This window comes from Paenibacillus sp. NPDC058367 (assembly GCF_042723305.1).
Taxonomy (GTDB): domain Bacteria; phylum Bacillota; class Bacilli; order Paenibacillales; family Paenibacillaceae; genus Paenibacillus_AQ.
Genome location: NZ_JBHXIZ010000001.1, coordinates 1,919,998 through 1,942,082, shown reverse-complemented (window position 1 = coordinate 1,942,082; position 22,085 = coordinate 1,919,998). Strand labels below are relative to the sequence as shown.

Below are 22,085 nucleotides of genomic sequence, written 5' to 3'. Positions count from 1 at the left end.
TGAAGATGAAATGGAACACCCGTATTACGGAGTTATTGCACATAGAGTATCCTATTATTCAAGGTGGACTTGCTTATTTAGGTTATGCAGACCTCGCAGCTGCCGTTTCGAATGCTGGTGGATTGGGTCAGGTTACAGCGATGAGTCTTCCGAGCGCAGAGGCTTTACGTTCAGAAATCGAACGGGTCCGTACTATGACCGACAAGCCTTTTGGCGTTAATTTTGCCATCGGTGTGCATGGTATCGGTTATGAAGATCGGGTACAGGTCGCCATCGACGAGAAGGTTCCCGTGGTGAGTCTCACCGGTGGGAATCCGGCCCCAATACTGGAAATGCTACAGCAGACTGATATTAAAACACTCGTGCTCGTCTCTTCACTTAGACAAGCCCAAAAAGCTGAACAATTAGGCGCTTCTGCGGTTATTGTTGTCGGGCAGGAGGGAGGAGGCCACTTGGGACGTGATGATGTAGGGACTATGGTGCTCGTTCCTCAAGTAGTTGATGCGGTTGATATTCCTGTGATTGCTTCAGGTGGGATCGGGGATGGCCGCGGATGGATGGCGGCCCATGCACTGGGGGCTGAGGGAATTGAAATGGGCACACGATTCGTTGCTACGGTTGAATGTGTTCATGCGGCTGCTTCTTATAAAAAAGCCCTAGTAGAAAGCTCCGAGTCAGATACAGTCGTAATCAAACGCTCTATCGGAGCGCCCGCGCGAGTTTTGCGTAGTGAGTACATAGATAAGATTCTCGAAATTGAGCGTGTGACTCCGACTTATGAAGCCTTAAAAGAATATATTAGCGGTGCAGCCAACAAGCGCTGGATTTATGATGATGTCAAAGAAGAGGGCATTGGCTGGGCAGGCCAAGTAACAGGGATGATCCATGATATCCCTACAGTCTCGGAACTAGTCGGCAGGATGGTCAAAGACGCAGAGTCGATTCGCGGGATGTGGGGAATGCAGGCGTGAAGTTGTCAGCAGAGCAGTTGTATCCAAAAGATGAATTAATGAACTGAAAGATAGGTATTAGATTGACGATACTTTATTAAGCTAACGGGCAGGTTTGCTCAATCATCGGGCATTATCGGACTATATTTATGGGGAGCGATGGTGCGGCTAATCCGAGGCGTTATGCAAAAGAAGATAACAGTTGGTTGAATCTATCACGCTCCTCCAAAAAAGGGCAATGGCCGCTGTATTGGAATGGAACTAATTGCGAATTTTTAATCAGCTTATTTGTTTCCTGAGCTTGGGTAAACGGAACGACTTTATCATGAATTCCATGAATAATTAATGTGGGCACATCGATTTGTCCAAGATCGTTGTAAACATTCTCATCTCTTAGCGTGACCATAATGGCGGAGGTCGACCAATTCGCAGCTTGTAAACCCATTAGAAAGAACCATTCGGATTTCGCTTCAGAAATGTACTGAAAGAAAAAAATCTCCGTTTGGTTTTGCAGCATTTTCGGACGGTCATTGTTTGTCTCTTCGATGATTTTATTCGTAAATTCTTTTGGAACGCTTGATGGAGACGCAGCGTCGATCAGGACGAGTTTAGATACCCCGTACCCTTTATAACGAGCCATATAACGAATTGATATAGCTCCTCCGGTAGAGTGTCCTGCCAGTGTTATGTTTTTTAACTGTAACGCTTCGATGACCATACGAAGATCATCTGCTAATCTATCGAAACCGTAACCATCGAATGGTTTATCCGAATTTCCGTATCCTCTCCAGTCCACTCCGATACAACGATATCCGAGCTTAGGAAGGAAATTGAACTGATATTCGAACTGGTTATGGTTTAGCGGCCATCCATGAATAAAAAGTATCGTTTTATTTCCCTTCGGATTGATGTCCTCTATAAATACTTTTACGCCCGGTTCCACAGTAACGAAGTATCCCAAGTGTATCGCCTCATTTTTTTTAATGTATTTCCCCGTTAAGATATTCGCCCTAGGCAAGGTTAATGCCTAATTTCAGCGTCAAATTGGGTTAAGATAGTACGTAGAGATTTCTGAGGAATAGCTTGAGTGAAACAATTTCTTCAGATCATTGAGCTCACGGGGTACGTTAGTGGAATAGCGGTTGCTTTGGCAGCCGTTTTTTTATTTGTTCAACTTTCAGAAAGATTAGTTTAGCAACCTATACTCAGGAATATATGCGCTAATATTGATATAGCAATAACCAAAAAACGGAGGCAAAGTCATGAGTGAGATTGCTAAAACATAAAAGGTTTTACTGTATCTGATTGGTATCTCGCTTATAAAACAAGAATTTGCAAGGTTGAAAGGGATTATGGATTTGAAAAGGTCTGAACAAGTCGAGTATGGTGCGGGAAAAAGAGAAAGCCCATCACAATAAGTTGAAAGTGATTCTTTTCCAACTTATTAGGGATGGGTTATCTTTGATTCTAATATTTTTCGGATACTCTTGATATTTTCTTTTCTACAAATGAAGAATAGTCAGTTCCTTAGGGAAGCTTGTTAAGGTTTCCGCACCTTCAGCTGTAATAATCAGATCATCTTCGATACGCACACCCGCTAGTCCCGGTACATAAATCCCTGGCTCGACGGTGAACACATTGCCGATCTCAATAATGTCATCGTTCTGTCCATGGAGTGATGGATATTCATGCACATCCATACCGAGTCCGTGTCCGACACGGTGCAAGAAATATTCTCCGAATCCGGCTTCCTCAATCACATCACGCGCAGCTTTGTCGACAGAACCGAAGGGAGCTCCAGGATTGGAAGCAGCGATCCCAGCTTCGTTGGCAGCCAGCACGGTGTTATAGATCGTGATTAGCTTGTCGTCCACGGATTCAATAGCAAAGGTACGTGTAATATCAGAAGCATAACCATCAGCATACACCCCAATATCAAACATCAGGAAGTCGCCTGGCTGAATGACCCGGTTGCCTGGAACACCGTGAGGCAGAGCAGTTTTCGGACCAGAAAGCACCATAGTGTCGAAGGAAGGGCCGGAAGCGCCAACCTTTTTCATTAGATATTCCAGTTCCGCTACTAAATCGTTTTCTGTAACGCCTGTTTTTACATGGGTAAGCACGCGGCGCAAAGCTTCCTCAACTAGCTCAGCGGCATGTTTCATGCGCTTAACTTCATCTGGGGTCTTTTTGGAGCGCATGCTGCGCAGCAATGGACCTATATCACTAAAACGTTCTGCTGGAACGGCTGCGGTTAGATGCTCAAAACGGGCTACTGAGAAATGTTCCTTCTCTATACCAAGAGTACCTAGCTTACTGCTGCCGAAACAATCTTTAAGCAGGTTATAGGGATTATCGGTGTCATTATGAGTTAGGATTTTGGTGACCGAAGAAGCTGCTTGAGCCGCTTCCGCATCCAGTGCGGGTAGAATGAGCATTGGCTCTTCTCCGCGTATCAACAGCAGACCGAGAAAACGTTCATGCGGATCGCTGGCGAATCCGGTCAAGTAGTAGACATGCTTGGGATCTGTTACGAGCAGGGCATCAAGGCCTTCGCCCGCCATTTGCTGCTCTAGGCTTGTCAGAGCATTATTCATAGTTGGTGTTCCCCTTTCAACTTCACGATTAGAACTGCAATATTCCTATTATAGATCAAAAATAGACTAGACGCACGAGACGGAATACATCTATCGTGGGCTAATCATAACATGCCTATTCGCAAGCTTTCCGTAACAAGGATGCATATTTGATCACCTATACTTTTAAAACCTGACAAGAAGCTTTTCTTGAGCCTACTAGTTGGTGTAACATAATCTTAAATATACTTCTCGTAAGGTTAGGCGGAAGCTTATTGGGGTACGGTTGTTGAGAGAGGAGTGATTCTTGGGATGAGAGGTAAAATTGCACTTGTATCTGGAGCGAATTCTGGTATGGGGCTAGCGACGACAGTTGAACTGGCTCGCAAGGGAGCCAAAGTAATTATGGTATGCCGTAATCGCCAGCGTGGAGAGGAAGCACTGGCTGCCGCCAAGCAAAAGAGCCACTCTGAGGATATCGAGCTAATGTTGTGTGATCTGGCCTCGCTGGAGAGCATTCGCAGTTTTGCGGAGGAATTCACCCGGAAATATCCGATTCTAGATATACTCATCAATAACGCTGGGGTAGTCACGATTAAGCGTCAGCTTACGAAGGACGGCTTTGAGATGGATCTTGGTGTGAACCATTTGGGTCATTTTTTGCTCACGAATCTGTTACTGGAGCCTTTAAAAGCAGCAGAGCAAGGCCGTATCGTTGTGGTTGCTTCCGGTGCTTACAAAATAGGTGCACTTCACTATGAAGATCCAACTCTCGCACGCCGTTTCAATCCCGCAAAAGCCTATGCTCGATCCAAGTTAGCCAATATACTGTTCACAAAAGAGTTGGCAGCACGCCTGCAAGGGACAAGAGTAACGGTGAATTGCGTGCATCCAGGAGCAGTGGGCACAAATATAGGTGTTAACCGGGAGACAGGCTTTGGCAAGTCGATCCTTAAGCTGCTGTCATACTTCTTTTTAACTCCTGAACAAGGGGCCGATACAGCGATCTATTTGGCTACAGAATCGGATTTGCAAGAGGTAACCGGTCAATATTATTATCGACGAAAGAATCAGGAGCTGACTCCCAGAGCACAGAATAAACAAGAGGCGCAGCGGCTGTGGCAATGGAGCCAGGAGCAGGTCGGCCTGAGTGAATTAACACATTTGGAGGAATCAAGGGATGAATTGGGAGAATAGCAGGATTGAAGATGCAAAACCTACAGACTTAGCAGCTATTGTGGAGATTTATAACTCAACGATTGCTGGACGGATGGTAACTGCGGATCTGGAACCTATTACTGTTTCTGACAGAGAAAAATGGTTCAATGAGCATAACAGCCACCATCGTCCTTTATGGGTACTTAGGCAGGGAGATGAGATTGCGGCATGGTTCAGCTTTCAATCCTTCTATGGTCGTCCAGCGTATAATGCAACAGCAGAAATTAGTGTATACGTGAGTGAAAAGTTCCGTGGTGGTGGAGCCGGTAGAATTCTTTTGAAAGAGGCCATTGAGAAAGCACCTAGTCTCGGCATTAAGAATCTAGTTGGTTTTGTGTTTGGACATAATGATCCAAGCCTTGGCTTGCTAGAAAAATTCGGCTTTAAGCAGTGGGGATTACTGCCCGGTGTAGCTGAATTGGATGGTATAGAACGTGATTTAGTGATTGTTGGACTTAAAATCTAATTGCCGCAATTGAAACGCTTACATTTTGAGTGTTGAGCTTACGCTATTTGTGTCACAATCAATCCATATTTTTGACCAACGCTGCAAATCCCGGATAACTGTCTCCAGGGCAAGTCCTTTATCCGTTAAGGAATATTGGATTCGCACAGGTGTCTCAGGGAATACTTCTCGAAGGACAATCCCTTCCAGTTCCAGCTCTTTAAGTCGTTCGGAGAGCAATCTTCCGCTGATGGGCAAGGCTGCTTCAATCACATTGAAACGTTGCGGTCCTTGGAGGAGCTGGTAGATAATTAAACCTGTCCAACGCCTGCCGATAATATCCATACTTTTTTGTAGCTGGGGACATAAATCAGTGGACTTCATATGGCTCACCTCTTAGTGAACATTATAAACGAAAAGACCAATAATTTAAACAAATTCCAATTTAATTCATAACTAGAAGGGATGATTGACAGTGGCTAAAAAAAAGAAAATGCCTACCACTCCGCGTCCTGCTGCGACCGATGCACCAGCTACGCTAAAAGACCTGTTGAGCAGTGATGTTCTTGGAAAGCTGAAGGCGCAATCTGATGCGTTGAAAGCGGAAGAGAATGACCGCAAGGAATCTGCTCGTAAAGCGGTTGAAGATCAGCGAAAAGCTGAGCAAAAGCGGCTTGAGAATGATTTTGCACATCTGTTGGAGAACAGTAATCAGGATTGGCACAAGTATAAATAACTGCTATAGCTAGCGGAAATAGATCATGTGATAAAGAGATGCCTATTAGGGTGTCTCTTTTTTAATGTTATTTATAAAAATCAATTGTTTTAAATTTTACTATACGAAAGGGTTGACCCTCAAAGTGGGCTTAGGTATAATCGAACATAGTGCAAATGAAAATCATTATCAATACCGATCATATCATCTATTTCCTAAAATATTTAACTATTAAACAGATAAGGAACAACTCATGAAACTAAAATATTTGTCCCTACTTCTAATAGTATTCTCATTTATATCTTTGTTTATAGGCGTAAAAGACATTTCACCTTTGGATCTTTTTTCGCTTACAGAATCTCAGATGCAGACTCTGTTAGTCAGCCGGATTCCACGCTTAGCTGCACTGATTATAGCTGGTGTAAGCATGAGTATTGCCGGATTAATTATGCAGCAATTATCACGAAATAAATTCGTTTCTCCCACTACGGCGGGCACGATGGATTCCGCGAAATTCGGTATTCTCGTGTCCCTGATGCTGTTCACAGGGGCGACACCAATGCAGAAGCTGCTCGTTGCTTTTGTTTTTGCCCTACTGGGAACATTTATATTTATGAGAATCTTAGATCGGATCAAGTTCAAGGATAGTATTTTTATCCCTCTGGTCGGACTCATGTTCGGGAACATTGTAGGCTCGATTACTACATTTTTTGCTTACAAAAATGATTTGGTTCAGAATATCTCGTCTTGGATGCTTGGCGATTTCTCAACGATTATTAAGGGGCAATACGAATTAATCTATATCAGTATTCCACTTGTCATTCTCGCGTATGTTTTCGCCAATAAGTTCACCGTTGCCGGTATGGGGGAGGATTTCTCCGTCAATCTCGGTATGAACTACAAAGCGGTAGTGAACGTAGGATTGGTGATTGTAGCGTTAATCTCTTCAGTTGTTATTTTAACCGTAGGTACGATTCCATTCCTGGGTCTTGTTGTACCTAACATAGTAACGCTATACATAGGCGATAACTTGAAAAAAAATCTGGCGCATACTGCCATTCTCGGTGCGGTGTTCCTCCTGTTCTGTGATATTCTGGGCAGGCTCATTATATATCCATACGAAATATCCATCAGTCTCACGGTAGGCGTCATCGGAAGTGGTCTATTTATCTACTTGCTGATGAGAAGAAAGGCGAATTAGTGATGAAGACGAAACTAACTATATTATCCTTAAGCGCTGTTGCTCTCATCGTCTTGTTTATGACCTATCATGTTATGGGAAATTGGGATTATGTTCTACCCAGTCGGGGGAGAAAGCTGGCGGCCATCTTAATTACCGGAGCGGTGATAGCTGTCTCTACCGTAGTTTTTCAGAGCATTACGAACAATCGGATTTTGACACCTAGTATTCTGGGGCTAGACTCTTTGTACATGTTGATCCAGACGTTCGGTGTATACGCCCTAGGCTCATCCAATATGACGTTTATGAATAAAAATGTGAATTTCTTGTTCTCAGCTTGCATCATGGTTCTGTTCTCAGGTGTGCTATATAAGCTAATGTTCCGAAGAGAGGGGCAAAACATATACTTCCTGCTGCTCGTAGGACTTATTATGGGGACGATGTTCCAGAGTGCATCTTCTTTTATGGAAGTGCTCATTGATCCGAATGAATTCCTGATTCTACAAGGAAAAATGTTCGCCAGCTTCAACAACGTCAGCAGTGATCTACTGATATTGTCTACAGTTGTTCTAGCGCTAACTACGCTGTATTTCATGCGATTTGTGAAGTACTTAGATGTTATTTCTTTAGGAAAAGATGAAGCCATTAACTTAGGGATCAATTATGACTATGTAGTCAAAAGATTGTTAGTAATTGTATCCATCTACGTTTCAATATCAACGGCTTTAGTGGGGCCGATTACTTTCTTGGGTTTACTAGTAGCCAATGTGGGGCATCAGTTGTTCCGTACGTATAAGCATTCCTATCTGATTCCCGGCACGATTTTGCTAAGCATTATTGCGCTTGTCGGGGGACAGTTTCTAGTTGAACGTGTGTTTGGATTCACTACTACGGTTAGTGTAATCATTAATTTTGCAGGTGGCGTCTACTTTGTCTATCTGCTGTTAAAGGAGAATAAGTCGTGGTAGAAGTTAAGCATGTAAGCAAGCGTTATGGCGGAGTAACCGTTGTAGATGATGTGTCTTTAACCATTAAAAAGGGTGCAATCACCTCGTTTATCGGCCCTAACGGAGCTGGTAAAAGCACGTTGCTCTCCATGATCAGTAGACTTATCTCTAAAGACGCAGGGGAAGTACTGATTGAAGGGAAGGAAATTGGCAGCTGTAAGAGTAATGAGCTTGCTCGTAAAATATCGGTACTAAAGCAGTCCAATCATATCAGCGTACGCCTTACCGTAAAGGAACTTGTTTCTTTCGGAAGGTTCCCTTATTCACAGGGAAAGCTCACACCTGAGGATCGAGCGTTCGTTGACGAAGCGATTGCTTACATGGACCTTCAAGAGATGCAGGATAAATATATTGATCAGCTTAGCGGTGGACAACGTCAGAGAGCATATATTGCGATGGTTATGGCTCAGGATACCGAGTATATTTTACTCGATGAACCACTCAACAACCTGGATATGAAGCATTCTGTACAAATTATGAAGGTGTTACGCCGATTGGTAGAAGAGAAGGGCAAGACGATTGTGCTCGTCATTCATGATATTAATTTCGCTTCTTGTTACTCTGACTACATTGTAGCGCTCAAGAATGGGCGGGTAGCTTCATCGGGTACGGTGGATGAAATTATTGATACAGCAGTGCTTAGGGATGTATATGACATGGATATCCCTATAGAAACAATAGGTGGTCGTAAAATTGGTGTCTATTTTTAAACAAGACGCCGCTTATATTCGGAAATTATTATGACGTAACGCTAGAAGTGATAGGCGCCAGCTTCTTGACGTATACGCGAATAATTCAAATAGCTTGACTATAAATTATAGGGGTGAATATTTTGAAGAAGAACGTATCTTTACTAATCATGACAGTGTTTCTTGCCGTAATCTTGGCGGCCTGTGGCTCCAATAATGCAGCAACTTCAAATAATAATACAGCAGCGGCAGGCAATACAGAGGCTACTACTGCACCGAATACAGAATCCAAAGAGCTTACTATTAAGCATGAACTTGGAGAAATTACGATTAAGACTAATCCGCAGAAAGTGGTTGTATTTGACTTCGGTACACTCGATACTTTGGATAAACTGGGCGTAGAGGTGACTGGAGTGCCTCAAAGCAATGTACCCTCTTATCTCTCTAAATATAGCGATGCCAAATATGAGAATGTCGGTGGTTTGAAAGAGCCTGACTTCGAAAAAATAAATAGTCTTTCTCCTGATCTGATCATCATTTCCGGCAGACAGCAAGATTCTTATGATGAATTCAGCAAAATTGCACCTACATTGTACGTTGCTGTAGATAATGCGAATTATATGGAATCCTTCACGAAAAATGTGAAGACGCTGGGCCAAATTTTTGGCAAGGAAGCTGAAGTAGAAGCTGAGCTTGCGACTATTACTGACTCCGTTAAAGCTCTGAATGAGAAAGCTAAAGCCGATGGTAAAAAATCTCTTATCATTCTTGCCAATGAAGGAAAAATCAGTGCTTATGGTTCAGGTTCACGTTTTGGTATTATCCATGATGTATTCGGATTTGCACAAGCGGATGATAAAATCGAAGTATCCACTCATGGTCAAAGCGTATCTTACGAATATGTAGCCGACAAGAATCCGGATTATCTGTTCGTAGTAGATAGAGATGCGGCTGTGAAGAGTGATGGCAGCAAATCCGGTTCAGCGAAGGATGCAGTTGAGAACGATCTCGTGAAGAACACAAATGCTTTTAAAAACGGTAAAATCATTTACCTTGATCCTAACTACTGGTACTTGTCCGGTGGCGGTTTAATCTCTGTTAGTGAAATGCTCAAAGAAGTTGAGGTTGTTCTGTAAGCAGAGTAACCTGGGGAATTGAATGATCAATGAATATTCAGATAATTATTAACAAGCCTGTTGGCAGGAGTTAACCTCCTTGTCAGCGGGCTTTTTTTCGCATTCTTCCATAGAAATACTGGTATATTCATACTAGTTGCTAAATTTAGCTGTAACTTTTTATGCGAGTATACGTGGTTAGGTTAAGGGGGGAGTGCATGAAGCGAAATTCACTGGATGAAATATATCAGATGTATGTGATGGATATTTACCGCTATTTGCGCTCCCTTTGTGGTGATCATCACGCGGCCGAAGATTTAATGCAGGAGACCTTTTACCGTGCTTATTTATATTTGGAGGATTGTAAAGACGAGAAGATTAAGCCGTGGTTGTTCCGTGTCGCGTACAATGCCTTCGTAGATTATAAGCGGAAGGAAGGACGCAGTACTGTTCACAGTGAGGATTTTTTTAAACAGCTCGCCCATCCAGATACCACGGAAAGCACGCTGCTTCGGCAGGAACGTTGGGAAGAAATGAGGATTGCGATAGGTGAGCTACCGGACAATCAGAGGCATGCACTTCTGCTACATGATTTTCATGGTCTTAGTTACCTGGAGGCATCGGACATTATGAATGTGGGTCTGTCCCAATATAAGATCTTAATCTTTCGAGCTAGACAGAAGCTGCGTGAAGCAGAGCGGAGGCGGAATGAACATGAGTGAGGAGTTCAAGGAGAAGTTAAGAAGATACGGCGAAGGTACTCTTACTGACGAGGATAGGGATGAAGTGGAGCGCGAACTGGAGAAGATGGAAGCTTATCAGGCTTATCTGGATGAACTCATGGGTGAAGAAAAGCCGGCTTCAAGTGAGGATAAGAGCATAAAATTCGGAAAGGGTAAAAGAAACAGATCTGACAAGGAAAAAAAGATCATCCGCCGAGGTAAATGGAGAGCCCGTATATCGAATACTTTTACGGTAATTTCTGCGTTCTTAATTTTCTTGATTATCAGTAGTGTCATCACCGCGATATTTTATGGCACTGGAGAAAGAGGAGAGACTTATAGTGATGTTGTTTCTTCCGCTATTGCTGTCTCACAGCCGAATACGATTGTACATTTGAGCAGTGGTACCGGTCCATTTTTTAGTATGAATCTGACAAGTAAGATAGAGAAACAAGTGGGAGATGAACAAATCACTGTCGGAGATTATTCAATGAAGCTTCTATTTGGCTGGGCTAGGCTCTACAACTATTCCTGGACGAATGAGAGTAGAAGTGTTGGTTATTACTTTCTATATCCACAGGGGAAGAATGATGCGGCAAATAGTATGGATAATGGCAGTGAGTGGGAGAGATTAGAGAAGCTCCCTGAGGGGACGGTAGCGGAAGCATACTTGTCTTTTGACCAATTATTTACGACAGATGAGCTGTTGAAGAAGTTTGAGCCTAAGAATCTTCAGCCTTTGTGGTTTGCGGCAGATACAGGTCCACGGACACGACAGCCAGTAGTTAATGATCCATTAGGTTTTCCATATATGCCAATTTGGCATGCGGATGATATGAAAGTGACACAGGAATCGAGGGAGAAGCGAGGATGGTTTGGAGGGGTGACTAGCCGTTCGAGTATTTCTCCATCTGTTGAGTCATATGGGGATGGTGAACTGCGTAATGCAAACTTCCTCAAGACGCTGCACTTGATGCAAGAGTATAAATCCATCTCCAAAAGGGTGATTCCATTCATTGATTTGGATGATTCCATTAGTTATATAGAGAAGAATGGAGTTAAGCTCTATGGAGCTGTCGTAACCGGTCCGGTGAAAGAACTGCTCAAGCTGAAGGAAGAAACATGGGTCAGCAGAATGCATGTTGGGGAAGTAAGGCTGTGGAATTGGCAGGATAGAGAGAACTAAGATTTAATAGAAGCCGGATATGCCCTGTATGGGAGGGTGTACCCGGCTTTTGGTCTAGCTAGATAGTGATAGAGTCACAGAACTTGCTTCTCGCTTAAGCAAATCGTACAATTATTTGAATATTAGATTTATGAATAAGTATGATAAGCGAAGTTAAGTATGATAGATTAGGAGCTGAGATTTATGAAAGTAGGAGTCGTATCTGATACACATATGTCAAGAATGGCTAAGTCTCTGCCAAAGGCGTTGATAGCAGAGTTTCAAAATGTGGATTTAATCTTGCATCTCGGTGATTGGGTGAGTATGGGAATCTATGATTTACTGTCAGAACTAGCACCGGTGGAGGGGATTGCCGGAAATAATGATGGCGATGAGATCATTGCGCGTTTCGGAGAGCGCAAGATCATTACCCTTGAAGGAATCCGGATTGGCATGGTACATGGACATACGCCACATTCCCGCAAAGGAACGGATGGGAATGCACTGCTTGCTTTTGCGAATGATGAGGTGGATTGTATTCTCTTCGGTCATTCACATCAGCCCTTGCTAAGAGAGGAGAATGGTATCCTGCTATTTAATCCAGGTTCTCCTACAGATAAGCGGCGTGAGAAATTGTATTCTTTCGGAATTTTAGATATCGAAGCGGGTAAAGTTAGTGCCCGGCATGTGTTCTACGATTCAAAGGAATAAGGCTCAATTGTCCAAATCATTCGGCGTTCTCTCCATGGTGAACGGCTCGGTAACCATTTACAATGAGGTTAAAACGGGCGAAGCCGGAAAGTGAGCGCTGATGATGAACAATTATCGGATAGAACGAGTGGTTCTGGATGATTTAGAACGGCTCATCCCATTATTTGATGAGTATCGAGTATTTTATGGAGCAGCCTCAGATCGGGAAGGTGCACGCGTCTTCTTAGCTGACAGACTAAAGCTGAATGAATCTGTGATCCTTATGGTGGTTGAGGGGGAAGGCGATGAGAAACGCGTGCGGGGCTTCACACAGCTCTATCCGTCTTTTTCATCGGTTACGATGGAGCGCCTTTGGATACTGAATGATTTGTTCGTTACTGCAGAAATCCGAGGGCAAGGGCTAGGTGCTATGCTACTGGAAAGTGCTAGAGATTATGCGGTCTCTACGAATACGAAGGGCTTATCCCTGACAACGATGACGGAGAATGTGGTGGCACAGCGGTTATATGAAGCGCATGGCTACATTCGGGATGATGAATTTTTTACCTATAACCTTTTTTTCTAAAGCAGCTAGAGAGAAAGACGAGTAAGGGGCGTTAAAGTGGAAACAAGTCATAAGTTGGCAATCTTTTTTGATCTCGATGATACGTTGTATGATCATCTGGTACCATTTAAAGAAGCGGTACGGGAAGTGCTCAGCCCAGATGAGAGTAGTCTGGACTTTGCAGAATTATTTTATAAAGTGAGACATCATAGCGATGTGTTGTGGCCAATGTATTTGCGCGGTGAGATTCCGCTTGAAGAGACGAGGGTGCGCCGTTTGGAGCTTGCTTTTGCCGAGTATGGTTTGCAGATTAATCGTGATCAAGCCACGGCGGTTCAAGCGGCATATATTGGACGTCAATATACGATTCAGATGATTGATGGCGTGCGTGAGCATCTTGAACGATTTATTGCGGATGGTCATAAGGTAGGCATTATTACGAATGGACCGAAGGATCATCAGATGAGTAAGATTCGTGGACTAGGCTTAGATCAGATTATTCCCGAGGACATGATCTTTATTTCTGATGCTGTAGGTCTTGCTAAACCAGACCCAGAAATATTCATACACGTAAACCAAAAGACGGGTACTTTGGCGGACAATTCGCTTTATATAGGGGATACTTGGGCTAACGATGTAGTTGGAGCACTTGCGGCTGGATGGAAGGTTTGCTGGTACAATCCGAGAGGAAGACAACCGGCTACGGATCATAAGCCTAGTTATATTTTTACTAATTATAAGGAATTTGGCGAGCTTCCTTTGGTGTGAGAGAACAAGTCCTCCAAAGATATTAGAAAGCCATGCGAGAGAAACCTGCGCATGGCTTTCATTACTTTTATAACTAATTTTCGGGTAGTTGAATGCCGCGCCACCCGCTTACATCGCATTGTCCATGTTCGTTATTACCCACAGCAACCACCGTACCGTCCGATTTAAGACCGATGGTATGAGTGCAACCTGCCGTTACCGCCACTATATCGCGCCAGTCACTTATATTGCATTCGCCGTGCTTATTCCAACCCACAGCAACCGCTGTACCGTCTGATTTAAGACCGATGGTATGATGACTACCTGCCGCTATAGCCACAATACCGTGCCAGCTGGTTACATTACACTGGTCTTCATGATTTCGACCCGCAGCAACTACCGTGCCGTTCGATTTAAGACCGACGGTATGAAGGTAACCCGCCGCTATAGCCACTATGTCATGCCAATCATTTACATTGCGTTGGCCATACCGATTATTACCCACAATTGTCACCGTGCTGTCCGTTTTAAGCCCGACGGTATGCCAATCACCCGCAGCAACTGCTACTATATCACGCCAGTCACTTACATTGCATTGGTCTTCATTATTTCGACCCACAGCAACTACCGTGCCATCCGATTTAAGTCCGACACTACGACGCCAACCCGCAGCTACCGCCACAATATCAGCCCAGCCGCTTACATCGCATTGGTCATACTTATTCCAACCCACAGCCGCCACCGTACCATCTGATTTAAGCCCGATGGTATGAGCATTACCGGTATGAGCATTACCCGCCGCAACCGCTATCATATCGCACCAGTCACTTACATCACATTGGCCATATTTATTATCACCTACAGCCGTCACCGTGCCGTCTGATTTAAGGAGGGCGGTATGACGATAGCCCGCCGCTATGGAAGTTAGGGGTTTCACAAGGTTCATAAATCTCGCTCCTTAGTTGATGGTGGATGTTTCGATTTTCTCATGTTTCGCAGAGGGAGAAGTGCTCTTCTTGTTGCTCCTTCTATCCAAAAAAAAGCTTGCTCCCTAGAAAGCCAGCTTCGGCTCAAAGGGACAAGCTTTTTTCGTTTAATCTGCGAAGCTGTACGTTGGATCTGTCAGGTTCATTCTTTCTTTTATACCTTTAGTGGCATAGATTTTGTTGTCGTCGGTAATAAAGAAAGCTTCAACATCTTCAGGTAAAGATTCAAGATATTTCATGCCCTCCTCGATTCCCATCAGGAATACCCCAGTGGATAAGGCATCCGCATCTGTTGCATTCGGGCTCATAATGGTAAGGCTTTTGAGACTGTTCTGTGAAGGATATCCTGTGCGTGGATCAAGGATATGATGGTAACGAATATTGTCCTGCATAAAATACCGTTCATATACACCTGAAGCATCGATGACCTCATCTGAGATTTTAATGGTTCCTAGCTGTGTGCCACGGCTTTGATCTGGATCCTGTAATCCGATATTCCATTCCGTTCCGTTTGGCTTCTTACCGAGAGCAATAATACTGCTGCCTCCGAGATTAATCATAGCGCTATTTAGACCTTGCTCTTTCAAATAATCAGCGATACGGTCAGCAGCATAACCTTTACCAATACCGCCCAGATCTAGCACCATATTTTCCTTCATCAGCTTTACAGTTTTCGCAGCTTCATCAATTTCAACGTCCTTGTAATTGGTTAGGCTCTTCGCTTTATCAATTTCAGCTTGGGGAGGGACCTTATCTCCACCGCTACCAATATTCCATAGATCGATTAACGGACCGATTGTAGGATCAAATAGCCCGTCCATTTCCTTTGCGTATTGTATGGATTGTTTAATTACATCCAGGGTCTCGTCAGAAACAACAACCGCTTCTTTTCCTGCTGCCTGATTGACTGCGTAAGTCTCTCCACCTTCTTTGGTGCGGCTAAGCTCCATATCCATTCGCTCCAGCATCTGCTGGATATCATCCATATTTTTCTGTTCTACTGTAGCACCGAACACTTTGATATTCACAACAGTGTCATAAATATAAAAGGTTTGTGAGAGAGACTTTTCCTCTCCTTTTCCGGCTGTTGTTGCGCTACCCGTAGTTCCCGCTGTTTTATCGTCCTTATCCTTAGTAATTAGCCAAGCGCCGACAGCTATGAGGGCGATGACGATTACAACGAGGATCAGCGTCGTTTTTTTGTTCTTGAACATATTCCACCATCCATAAAGTTAGTTTCTAAAACAAAACACATTATTTATATCATACCCCAGATAACAAGTTGATGGAAATTAATTTCATGACACATTTAGGGATATAATCGGGCGACATAGAAAAAAGCCCCGTATCCTGATTCGGAGCGGTGCTACAGATTTAGAAGTATACGATGCTACTTAATCGAGCATATATTCACTATATTTATTCTTGCGAGGATTTAATACGAAGAGGATACCCTTGGCATATCCGCTAACGGCTTTGAAATTCCGTTTTAGAGTTGCTTTAGCCGTCAGACAAGTCAGTGTCCAAATCAAGGCAGCATAATTCATAAAAGGAGCTTTACGCAAGTTGAGCAGATAGTAGTGGTTGATGGCGGTAGCACGTGCTACAACGCCTGCCTTATCGCGAGAGCCTGGCGACTCATGATGGACGATCTTCATCGCGGGATTAATTACAAGCTTGCCATAGCGGCTAGCCAAATGGGACAAATAAATATCTTCGGCTATGGAATAGCTTGTCATCCATGGATAGGGCTTAATATCACGCAGTGCCGAACGCCGGAAGGACATATTGCATCCGTGAAAAAAATCCGTTTCAAATACATGCTCCTTCTCTCCCCAAAGGAATTGCGAGCCTGCAAACATACTTGCCGACAATCTGCCTGGTGATCCGGACATTTGTCCGGTTAGCATACCGAATAGCCTGCTTGGCATGCTACTATGTATGCCTTTGGCTACACCACCTACTCCAACAATGGAATCATCAGCTGCATAAGTATCTAGCAGTCGTCGAATATATAAGGAGTCATCTAATTCTGCATCATCATCTAAGTGGAGCATAATTTCTGCATGGATCAGTCCTAGCGCTTCGTAACGTGAAAGCCAGAGACCAGGCTTAGTTTTGCGATGATAATGTAGTTTAGCCTGCGGTAATCCAGTTAGTATTTCACGATAATAGGCTAATCTGTCCTCAGGGATCTCACCGTCGTCCACAATCCATAGCTCGATGGAGATGTCCTCAAGCTGTGTCTGCTTGCCAATGGATTCTATGCACACCGTAAGGTCGTCGATTCGGTTACGGGTAGGAATCACTATAGATAGATCATACATATCTTGAATCTCCCTTCAGGACTTCTTTCGTCCGCTAATCTGAATGTAGTCTGCCGGCGAAATGGTTACCTTGATTCTATCGTTCCTAATGAAGAGCGTATATACCACTTTCGTATACTTTTAGTTGGGGTTCAGGTCTAATGAGAGTTTTTGAAAATAAAAGTTAAGTTTGTATTTTTCGGTTTTTAACTATATAATAGTAAGCGACGAATATTTAGTTATCAATCTTATTCAGCAGTTACAAATGAACAATAATATTAGGAGGTTTTTTTCATGAGAATAGATATTTGGTCCGATTATGCGTGTCCATTTTGTTATATTGGTAAAAGACGTTTGGAGAATGCGCTGAGTCAATTTCCGAACCGTGATCAAGTAGAGGTGGTATTCCGTAGCTTTCAACTAGATCCACACGCAGAGGTGAGTACAGATAAGAATATTCATGAGCTGTTGGCTACCAAATACGGCATGTCAATCGAAAAAGCAAAAGCAATGAATGCTCAGTTAGCTGAGCAAGCACAAGATGTGGGATTGGAATTCAATTTTGATACAGTGAAGCATACGAATACATTCGACAGCCACCGCCTGAGTCACTTTGCAAGCTCAAAAGGAAAAGGTGCAGAAATGTCTGAACGTCTGTTACGTGCTTACTTTACGGATTCATTGAATCTTGGAGACCGCAGTGTACTTGCTACACTTGCTGCCGAGGTAGGGCTGGATCAGGCAGAAGTTGCGGCAATGCTGGAGACAGATGCTTATACAGCTGAAGTGAACGGCGATATCGAAGAAGGAAGCCGTCTTAATATTACCGGTGTGCCATTCTTCGTATTCAACAATAAATATGCGTTATCTGGTGCACAGCCAGGACCTGTATTTACAGAGGTATTGGATACCGTGTGGGCGGAGGAGCAAGCAGGACCAACGCTGCAGGTGGTTGGCAATGGAAAATCCGAAGTATCCACGGATGATGGCTGCGCGGACGGATCTTGCAATATATAAAGTTCGTATAGTGTGGAGAAGAAGAGATGGGGAAGTATCCATTTCTTCTTTTTTTAATTCCGAAACTCTGCTCTGTTTTACACACTAAAGAGACAAGCGCCCCCGAATCTATCCGGGAGCGCTTGTCTCTTTATGATGTGTTTATCTAAAAGAAGTGATAAAGCTTGTGAACAAGGTGCGGACATCGTACTGATGTTGATTGATTGGCTCGATAGGCCGGTTAATGCCGAGCAATGTGTATACTGCAGTTCTTGCTGCTCGGATAGAGTATTCTTCCGTGAATACAACATCATCTGGAATTTCGCAATATTGGCCAACGAAGGCAAGGTTAGTGGAGCCTTCAGGAACTACTTTAGGTCGGTCACTATTTAATCTAGGCATGAATTGTGAAGTGATATAAGGCATCATACATGGAATACAATTAGCAGTTGCCATGATCTCGTCCTTATGTTCTTCGAAATGAAGATGACCGATTAATTCTTCCATAATTTCTTCACCGGTACATTCGCTCATTTTCTTCTTCACGAAGTCTCCTACGTTGTCAGGGTACAAACCGTAACCCCAGAATACTTTTACATGTTCTGGTTGATTGCGGAAATGCGGTTGGAAGGCTAAGACAACGGACATTAACCAGCTTGAATCTTTAAAGGTAACCAATGCGCCAGTACCCGCACGATTGCGAGTGAATTTCTCCATAAGATCGAAGAATTTGGAATCTCGGAAGGTCACGGTAAAGGACTCCCATTTCGAACCATCGATATGATCATTGAAGGAGGATGGATTGCCGAGACCTGGTTTTTTGACGGCGATGTTCTCCCATAACTTCCATGAGCTACCTTTCCCATTGAGACGTGGGGCAGAGGTCATGGATCCAAGGCTTGATCCTTCAGTCATGGAGCCGTTCGTGACGATTACGATATCGTCTTCGCTTATGTTAATAACGTCTGGGACACCTTGGCGCAGGACGTTCATTTGGGTTACGGTAATGCCATCTCCATCTTTGAACTGCAGGTCAGTTACTGTACATTTCAATGTAAAGTCTACACCAAAGCCTTCGAGATATTTGTGCATAGGTAAGATGATGGAATCATACTGGTTATATGGAGTGCGGGTTACGCCTTCCAGGGTTTGTATTCTTGGGAACTCATGAACGAAGCGAATCATATATCGTTTAAGCTCTACCGCGCTATGCCAAGGTTGGAAGGCGAAAGTAGTAGCCCACATATACCAGAAGTTCGTGGTGAAAAAGTGTGGACCAAACCAGTCGTTAATCCGAGCTTTTCCCATTTTTTCTTCCGGTGTAATAATCAATTTACCCATCGCAAGCCGGTCAGCCATATCGAAGCCCATGGATAATACATCTTCCACCTCACCGTTGCGGTTAACGAGTCTAGCGTTAGCATGTGTTGGATTGGCGGTATCGAATTCTATAATCTCTTCTCTAACGGATTTCTCAGGATGGTCGAGGGAGGGAATCGACATGAGTAGATCCCATGTATTCTCATAGGTCTCATCGTTGAGCATCCGGCCACCGCGAATGACATAACCGTGCTCAGCGTCACCTGCGCCGTCGTTGCTGCCACCGAGAATCTTCATCTCTTCAATAATGTGAATGTTCTGTCCCGGAAAGTCACAGTCTCTGACCAGGTAAGCCGCGCCCGCTAAGGATGCAATTCCGCCACCGACAAAATAAACCTGTTTATTACCGTACTCTTTTTTCACAATGGTCGCCTCCAAGTTGTTGTTGAAATAATCACATTCTTAATGTAAACCAACTCCAATTTCGAAGGTATAATCAATCCTTTTAGAGTGTATGGATTTTAGTCATTACGGTCTATGTGTCTAGTTTTTAGACAAAAAAACCGCTGAACCCAAAGGTTACAACGGTTTGTTCTCATATTTGTGCAAAGCTTTTAGAAAATTCCCCTCAATGAGTACACTTAGCTTCTCGATAATGTGATCCGGATGCTCCTTCATCCCGTCTCTCATCCACTGAATGACAAGGCCTGTGAAGGCCAGTGTATAGAAGTTAGCAATGAAATGTTTATCTTCGTGGCTAACCTCCATCCCGGCGGACAGTTCGTTTATGACACCCATAATGAGATCATTCGTCACTTCGTATAGATACGCATCCAGATGATTTCTGCCCAGCGAGTTCAAGGTGTTGCAGCAAAAGGTTTTATTTCGTTCGATATAGCAGAAGATTCTATAAAAACCGTCCGTCCACGTACTGTAGCTACGATACTGGGCGATGCTCTCTACAGCCTCAGTCTTATAGATCCAACCGAGTAAATCAAATATATCTTGAAAATGATAATAGAAAGTTTGTCGATTTAGTCCGCAATGGTCCACGAGCTGTTTGACTGTAATTTTATTGAGCGACGTATGTTCCATTAGTTCTTTTAAGGAATGGGACAATGCATTTTTGGTTAGAAAAGAATTGGACAACGATCGATCATCTCCTCCGTTCAAGCTTTCGGCCACTGCTTAACTAGCAGACGAATTCCTTCCGCCAATAAACCGAGTGCAAATCCTCCACATGTAAAAAAGAAAAAAGCAAGGAGTCCCGCGAGATCCTCCCAACCGGACATCTCTCTATAGGTGTAGCTTAGCATAATTACTGAACCGATGATTATTCCTGTTGTAGTGATTAACCAGAGTAGACGAGCTCCGAACCACGCTAAGACGTTAACGATACCAGATACAATAATGGAAAAGAGTGCGAAGCGCAGCAAGAGTGTGACATCTAATGTATGAGCCATCATAACGAATCTGTGCAGAATGAAAAGCAACCACAGAAAAACACCATAAACAGCCATCCAGATAAACCAACGGTTACTTTTGGTAGCAGGCAGGAATTTCATTTCTGGCTCACCTCTTTTTCCAAAGTACGAACGGTGTGCAGTAGGGATTATACGGAGAAAGATTCCAGTTCTTCTACACTTTGCAGAAGATGATTCAGCAGGTTCGGAATGTCCTCCATCTGCTCCTCCGTGATTTGCCTTTTGAATCGCAGCTCGATGCAGTTGTTGTAGGTTTCACCTTCTTGACCATAAATGAAGCTTAAAGATTGCACGGGCTGGAATTCAGGCCCCCAGATCGCTTTGAGAATACTCTCGATTGCCTGACATTCAGCAGGAATATCTTCGATCTCCATATAAAAACGTAACGAAAGATTGCAGCCGGGATCCGTGTTAGGCACTTCCAATATTTCATCGCTAAGATCTTTCACAGATGAAGTAAGAAAGACTTCGGCTGTTACGCTCCTGCCAGCCGTCAATTGGAAGGAAAGGCTAAATTCTCTGGACATCAATGCCATATTCAGAAGGTCGGAACGATCCGTAACTACTAGAATTCCGTCCAAATTATCGTAATCGTAGATTTGGTTCTCAAAAGCAATTTTAATATTATCGAAGACAGTAGGATGGAACAATAATGGCACCTTCTTTTGTTTATTAGTATTGTAACATGATCTAAATAGAAGTGAAAAAGATGCCCAGGGACCATATGGACCGGGCATCTTTCGCTTGTTACTCCATGACCTTGAACATGCCCGTCATACCCGGGGCATGATTCTGAAAGCCGTATCGTTCGTAAAAGGTATCATTCCCATGTGATGCGAAAAGTCCGACGAACGCGCCAGAAAAACAATGAGATCGAATATAGTGTAGTAGCTGCTCAATAATGACATTACCAATGCCTTGGCCCTGAAATTCGGGAAACACGGCTACGTCCTGAATATAGAAATACATATGACCATCGCCGACGATCCGCCCCATACCGATAACCTTGTCTTCCTGTACAACGACCATACCATACACCGAATGAGCGAGAGAGGCTGCGGTCATTTCCGTATTCACGTTCCCCCAACCGACAGCTTCCCATAAGGAGGCATGCTCCTCAGGCGTGGGTAAACGTTCAATACATTCATAATGATGTGCTGTTGTCATAGCTAATCACCCATTCTTTGTTAAGTTATTGTAGCGATTGTA

The 22,085-nt window shown here is 43.7% G+C and carries 25 protein-coding genes; 14 read left to right on the top strand and 11 right to left on the bottom strand.

Annotation, left to right across the window (positions count from 1 at the left end):
• Positions 1 to 5: 5 nt before the first annotated feature.
• Positions 6 to 971 carry an NAD(P)H-dependent flavin oxidoreductase gene (locus tag ACFWMP_RS08395; RefSeq protein ID WP_379423564.1) on the top strand — a complete coding sequence of 322 codons (966 nt, stop codon included), beginning with the start codon at positions 6 to 8 and terminating at the stop codon, positions 969 to 971.
• A gap of 160 nt (positions 972 to 1,131) precedes the next feature.
• On the opposite strand, the gene ACFWMP_RS08390 is transcribed toward ACFWMP_RS08395, so the two are convergent.
• Both ACFWMP_RS08390 and ACFWMP_RS08385 read right to left on the bottom strand, forming a co-directional pair.
• Complete coding sequence (locus ACFWMP_RS08390) at positions 1,132 to 1,911, bottom strand: alpha/beta fold hydrolase (protein WP_341126001.1); 780 nt, start codon at positions 1,909 to 1,911, stop codon at positions 1,132 to 1,134.
• 541 nt (positions 1,912 to 2,452) lie between these two features.
• Complete coding sequence (locus ACFWMP_RS08385) at positions 2,453 to 3,547, bottom strand: M24 family metallopeptidase (protein WP_339245732.1); 1,095 nt, start codon at positions 3,545 to 3,547, stop codon at positions 2,453 to 2,455.
• Positions 3,548 to 3,838: 291 nt separating this feature from the next.
• Between ACFWMP_RS08385 and ACFWMP_RS08380 the strand changes: the two genes are divergently transcribed.
• Both ACFWMP_RS08380 and ACFWMP_RS08375 read left to right on the top strand, forming a co-directional pair.
• A complete protein-coding gene (locus ACFWMP_RS08380) occupies positions 3,839 to 4,723 on the top strand; it encodes an SDR family oxidoreductase (RefSeq protein WP_379423009.1) in 885 nt (294 codons plus the stop codon).
• Entirely contained in the window at positions 4,707 to 5,210 is a 504-nt protein-coding gene (locus ACFWMP_RS08375; protein ID WP_339245735.1) for a GNAT family N-acetyltransferase, read from the top strand. The genes ACFWMP_RS08380 and ACFWMP_RS08375 overlap by 17 nt, the downstream gene beginning before the upstream one ends.
• 18 nt (positions 5,211 to 5,228) lie before the next feature.
• Here ACFWMP_RS08375 and ACFWMP_RS08370 read toward each other — a convergent pair whose 3' ends face one another.
• A complete protein-coding gene (locus ACFWMP_RS08370) occupies positions 5,229 to 5,573 on the bottom strand; it encodes a winged helix-turn-helix transcriptional regulator (RefSeq protein ID WP_042185654.1) in 345 nt (114 codons plus the stop codon).
• Between the two features lie 91 nt (positions 5,574 to 5,664).
• On the opposite strand from ACFWMP_RS08370, the gene ACFWMP_RS08365 reads away from it, so the two are divergent.
• From ACFWMP_RS08365 to ACFWMP_RS08320, 10 genes are all read left to right on the top strand, one after another.
• On the top strand, positions 5,665 to 5,925 hold the full coding sequence (locus tag ACFWMP_RS08365) for a YqkE family protein (RefSeq protein ID WP_379423006.1): 261 nt from the start codon (positions 5,665 to 5,667) through the stop codon (positions 5,923 to 5,925).
• A 232-nt stretch (positions 5,926 to 6,157) separates the two neighbouring features.
• Positions 6,158 to 7,105: an ABC transporter permease gene (locus ACFWMP_RS08360; protein ID WP_042125010.1), complete on the top strand. Its 948-nt coding sequence runs from the start codon at positions 6,158 to 6,160 to the stop codon at positions 7,103 to 7,105.
• A 2-nt stretch (positions 7,106 to 7,107) separates the two neighbouring features.
• Entirely contained in the window at positions 7,108 to 8,052 is a 945-nt protein-coding gene (locus tag ACFWMP_RS08355; RefSeq protein WP_042125012.1) for an iron chelate uptake ABC transporter family permease subunit, read from the top strand.
• Positions 8,046 to 8,801 carry an iron ABC transporter ATP-binding protein gene (locus ACFWMP_RS08350; protein WP_042185659.1) on the top strand — a complete coding sequence of 252 codons (756 nt, stop codon included), beginning with the start codon at positions 8,046 to 8,048 and terminating at the stop codon, positions 8,799 to 8,801. Before ACFWMP_RS08355 ends, ACFWMP_RS08350 begins: the two co-directional genes overlap by 7 nt.
• A 122-nt stretch (positions 8,802 to 8,923) precedes the next feature.
• Positions 8,924 to 9,916 carry a siderophore ABC transporter substrate-binding protein gene (locus ACFWMP_RS08345; RefSeq protein ID WP_269321807.1) on the top strand — a complete coding sequence of 331 codons (993 nt, stop codon included), beginning with the start codon at positions 8,924 to 8,926 and terminating at the stop codon, positions 9,914 to 9,916.
• 197 nt (positions 9,917 to 10,113) lie between these two features.
• The gene (locus tag ACFWMP_RS08340) at positions 10,114 to 10,617 is read left to right on the top strand and encodes a sigma-70 family RNA polymerase sigma factor (RefSeq protein ID WP_339245738.1); all 504 of its coding nucleotides are present in this window, start codon (positions 10,114 to 10,116) and stop codon (positions 10,615 to 10,617) included.
• A complete protein-coding gene (locus tag ACFWMP_RS08335) occupies positions 10,610 to 11,803 on the top strand; it encodes an anti-sigma factor (protein WP_379423002.1) in 1,194 nt (397 codons plus the stop codon). Before ACFWMP_RS08340 ends, ACFWMP_RS08335 begins: the two co-directional genes overlap by 8 nt.
• Positions 11,804 to 11,986: 183 nt before the next feature.
• Complete coding sequence (locus tag ACFWMP_RS08330) at positions 11,987 to 12,493, top strand: metallophosphoesterase family protein (protein WP_042185664.1); 507 nt, start codon at positions 11,987 to 11,989, stop codon at positions 12,491 to 12,493.
• Between the two features lie 100 nt (positions 12,494 to 12,593).
• Positions 12,594 to 13,058 carry a GNAT family N-acetyltransferase gene (locus ACFWMP_RS08325; protein ID WP_339269381.1) on the top strand — a complete coding sequence of 155 codons (465 nt, stop codon included), beginning with the start codon at positions 12,594 to 12,596 and terminating at the stop codon, positions 13,056 to 13,058.
• Positions 13,059 to 13,094: 36 nt separating this feature from the next.
• On the top strand, positions 13,095 to 13,805 hold the full coding sequence (locus tag ACFWMP_RS08320; protein WP_042185668.1) for an HAD family hydrolase: 711 nt from the start codon (positions 13,095 to 13,097) through the stop codon (positions 13,803 to 13,805).
• A gap of 73 nt (positions 13,806 to 13,878) precedes the next feature.
• On the opposite strand, the gene ACFWMP_RS08315 is transcribed toward ACFWMP_RS08320, so the two are convergent.
• From ACFWMP_RS08315 to ACFWMP_RS08305, 3 genes are all read right to left on the bottom strand, one after another.
• Positions 13,879 to 14,730, bottom strand: a complete 852-nt coding sequence (locus ACFWMP_RS08315; RefSeq protein WP_379422999.1) for an RCC1 domain-containing protein — start codon at positions 14,728 to 14,730, stop codon at positions 13,879 to 13,881.
• A 147-nt stretch (positions 14,731 to 14,877) separates the two neighbouring features.
• Positions 14,878 to 15,984 (bottom strand): FAD:protein FMN transferase, encoded by a 1,107-nt coding sequence (locus tag ACFWMP_RS08310; protein WP_379422997.1) that lies wholly within the window; start codon positions 15,982 to 15,984, stop codon positions 14,878 to 14,880.
• Between the two features lie 180 nt (positions 15,985 to 16,164).
• Complete coding sequence (locus ACFWMP_RS08305; RefSeq protein WP_379422995.1) at positions 16,165 to 17,097, bottom strand: glycosyltransferase family 2 protein; 933 nt, start codon at positions 17,095 to 17,097, stop codon at positions 16,165 to 16,167.
• Between the two features lie 273 nt (positions 17,098 to 17,370).
• Between ACFWMP_RS08305 and ACFWMP_RS08300 the strand changes: the two genes are divergently transcribed.
• Complete coding sequence (locus tag ACFWMP_RS08300; protein ID WP_076298246.1) at positions 17,371 to 18,093, top strand: DsbA family oxidoreductase; 723 nt, start codon at positions 17,371 to 17,373, stop codon at positions 18,091 to 18,093.
• A gap of 141 nt (positions 18,094 to 18,234) precedes the next feature.
• Here ACFWMP_RS08300 and ACFWMP_RS08295 read toward each other — a convergent pair whose 3' ends face one another.
• From ACFWMP_RS08295 to ACFWMP_RS08275, 5 genes are all read right to left on the bottom strand, one after another.
• Positions 18,235 to 19,815, bottom strand: a complete 1,581-nt coding sequence (locus tag ACFWMP_RS08295) for an oleate hydratase (RefSeq protein WP_379422993.1) — start codon at positions 19,813 to 19,815, stop codon at positions 18,235 to 18,237.
• 156 nt (positions 19,816 to 19,971) lie between these two features.
• Complete coding sequence (locus tag ACFWMP_RS08290) at positions 19,972 to 20,541, bottom strand: TetR-like C-terminal domain-containing protein (RefSeq protein WP_042125036.1); 570 nt, start codon at positions 20,539 to 20,541, stop codon at positions 19,972 to 19,974.
• 20 nt (positions 20,542 to 20,561) lie between these two features.
• Positions 20,562 to 20,957, bottom strand: a complete 396-nt coding sequence (locus tag ACFWMP_RS08285) for a hypothetical protein (RefSeq protein ID WP_042185681.1) — start codon at positions 20,955 to 20,957, stop codon at positions 20,562 to 20,564.
• Positions 20,958 to 21,004: 47 nt separating this feature from the next.
• Positions 21,005 to 21,526 (bottom strand): hypothetical protein, encoded by a 522-nt coding sequence (locus ACFWMP_RS08280; protein WP_042185682.1) that lies wholly within the window; start codon positions 21,524 to 21,526, stop codon positions 21,005 to 21,007.
• Positions 21,527 to 21,623: 97 nt separating this feature from the next.
• The gene (locus ACFWMP_RS08275) at positions 21,624 to 22,043 is read right to left on the bottom strand and encodes a GNAT family N-acetyltransferase (RefSeq protein ID WP_042185684.1); all 420 of its coding nucleotides are present in this window, start codon (positions 22,041 to 22,043) and stop codon (positions 21,624 to 21,626) included.
• Positions 22,044 to 22,085 lie beyond the last annotated feature (42 nt).

Bases quoted from the DNA above. Each gene is read 5' to 3' on its own strand.
- ACFWMP_RS08325 (WP_339269381.1), top strand. From the start codon at position 12,594: ATGATGAACAATTATCGGATAGAACGAGTGGTTCTGGATGATTTAGAA.
- ACFWMP_RS08310 (WP_379422997.1), bottom strand. From the start codon at position 15,984: ATGTTCAAGAACAAAAAAACGACGCTGATCCTCGTTGTAATCGTCATC.
- ACFWMP_RS08300 (WP_076298246.1), top strand. From the start codon at position 17,371: ATGAGAATAGATATTTGGTCCGATTATGCGTGTCCATTTTGTTATATT.
- ACFWMP_RS08340 (WP_339245738.1), top strand. From the start codon at position 10,114: ATGAAGCGAAATTCACTGGATGAAATATATCAGATGTATGTGATGGAT.
- ACFWMP_RS08375 (WP_339245735.1), top strand. From the start codon at position 4,707: ATGAATTGGGAGAATAGCAGGATTGAAGATGCAAAACCTACAGACTTA.
- ACFWMP_RS08330 (WP_042185664.1), top strand. From the start codon at position 11,987: ATGAAAGTAGGAGTCGTATCTGATACACATATGTCAAGAATGGCTAAG.
- ACFWMP_RS08305 (WP_379422995.1), bottom strand. From the start codon at position 17,097: ATGTATGATCTATCTATAGTGATTCCTACCCGTAACCGAATCGACGAC.
- ACFWMP_RS08380 (WP_379423009.1), top strand. From the start codon at position 3,839: ATGAGAGGTAAAATTGCACTTGTATCTGGAGCGAATTCTGGTATGGGG.
- ACFWMP_RS08360 (WP_042125010.1), top strand. From the start codon at position 6,158: ATGAAACTAAAATATTTGTCCCTACTTCTAATAGTATTCTCATTTATA.
- ACFWMP_RS08370 (WP_042185654.1), bottom strand. From the start codon at position 5,573: ATGAAGTCCACTGATTTATGTCCCCAGCTACAAAAAAGTATGGATATT.
- ACFWMP_RS08335 (WP_379423002.1), top strand. From the start codon at position 10,610: ATGAGTGAGGAGTTCAAGGAGAAGTTAAGAAGATACGGCGAAGGTACT.
- ACFWMP_RS08385 (WP_339245732.1), bottom strand. From the start codon at position 3,547: ATGAATAATGCTCTGACAAGCCTAGAGCAGCAAATGGCGGGCGAAGGC.
- ACFWMP_RS08315 (WP_379422999.1), bottom strand. From the start codon at position 14,730: ATGAACCTTGTGAAACCCCTAACTTCCATAGCGGCGGGCTATCGTCAT.
- ACFWMP_RS08275 (WP_042185684.1), bottom strand. From the start codon at position 22,043: ATGACAACAGCACATCATTATGAATGTATTGAACGTTTACCCACGCCT.
- ACFWMP_RS08355 (WP_042125012.1), top strand. From the start codon at position 7,108: ATGAAGACGAAACTAACTATATTATCCTTAAGCGCTGTTGCTCTCATC.
- ACFWMP_RS08285 (WP_042185681.1), bottom strand. From the start codon at position 20,957: ATGAAATTCCTGCCTGCTACCAAAAGTAACCGTTGGTTTATCTGGATG.
- ACFWMP_RS08395 (WP_379423564.1), top strand. From the start codon at position 6: ATGAAATGGAACACCCGTATTACGGAGTTATTGCACATAGAGTATCCT.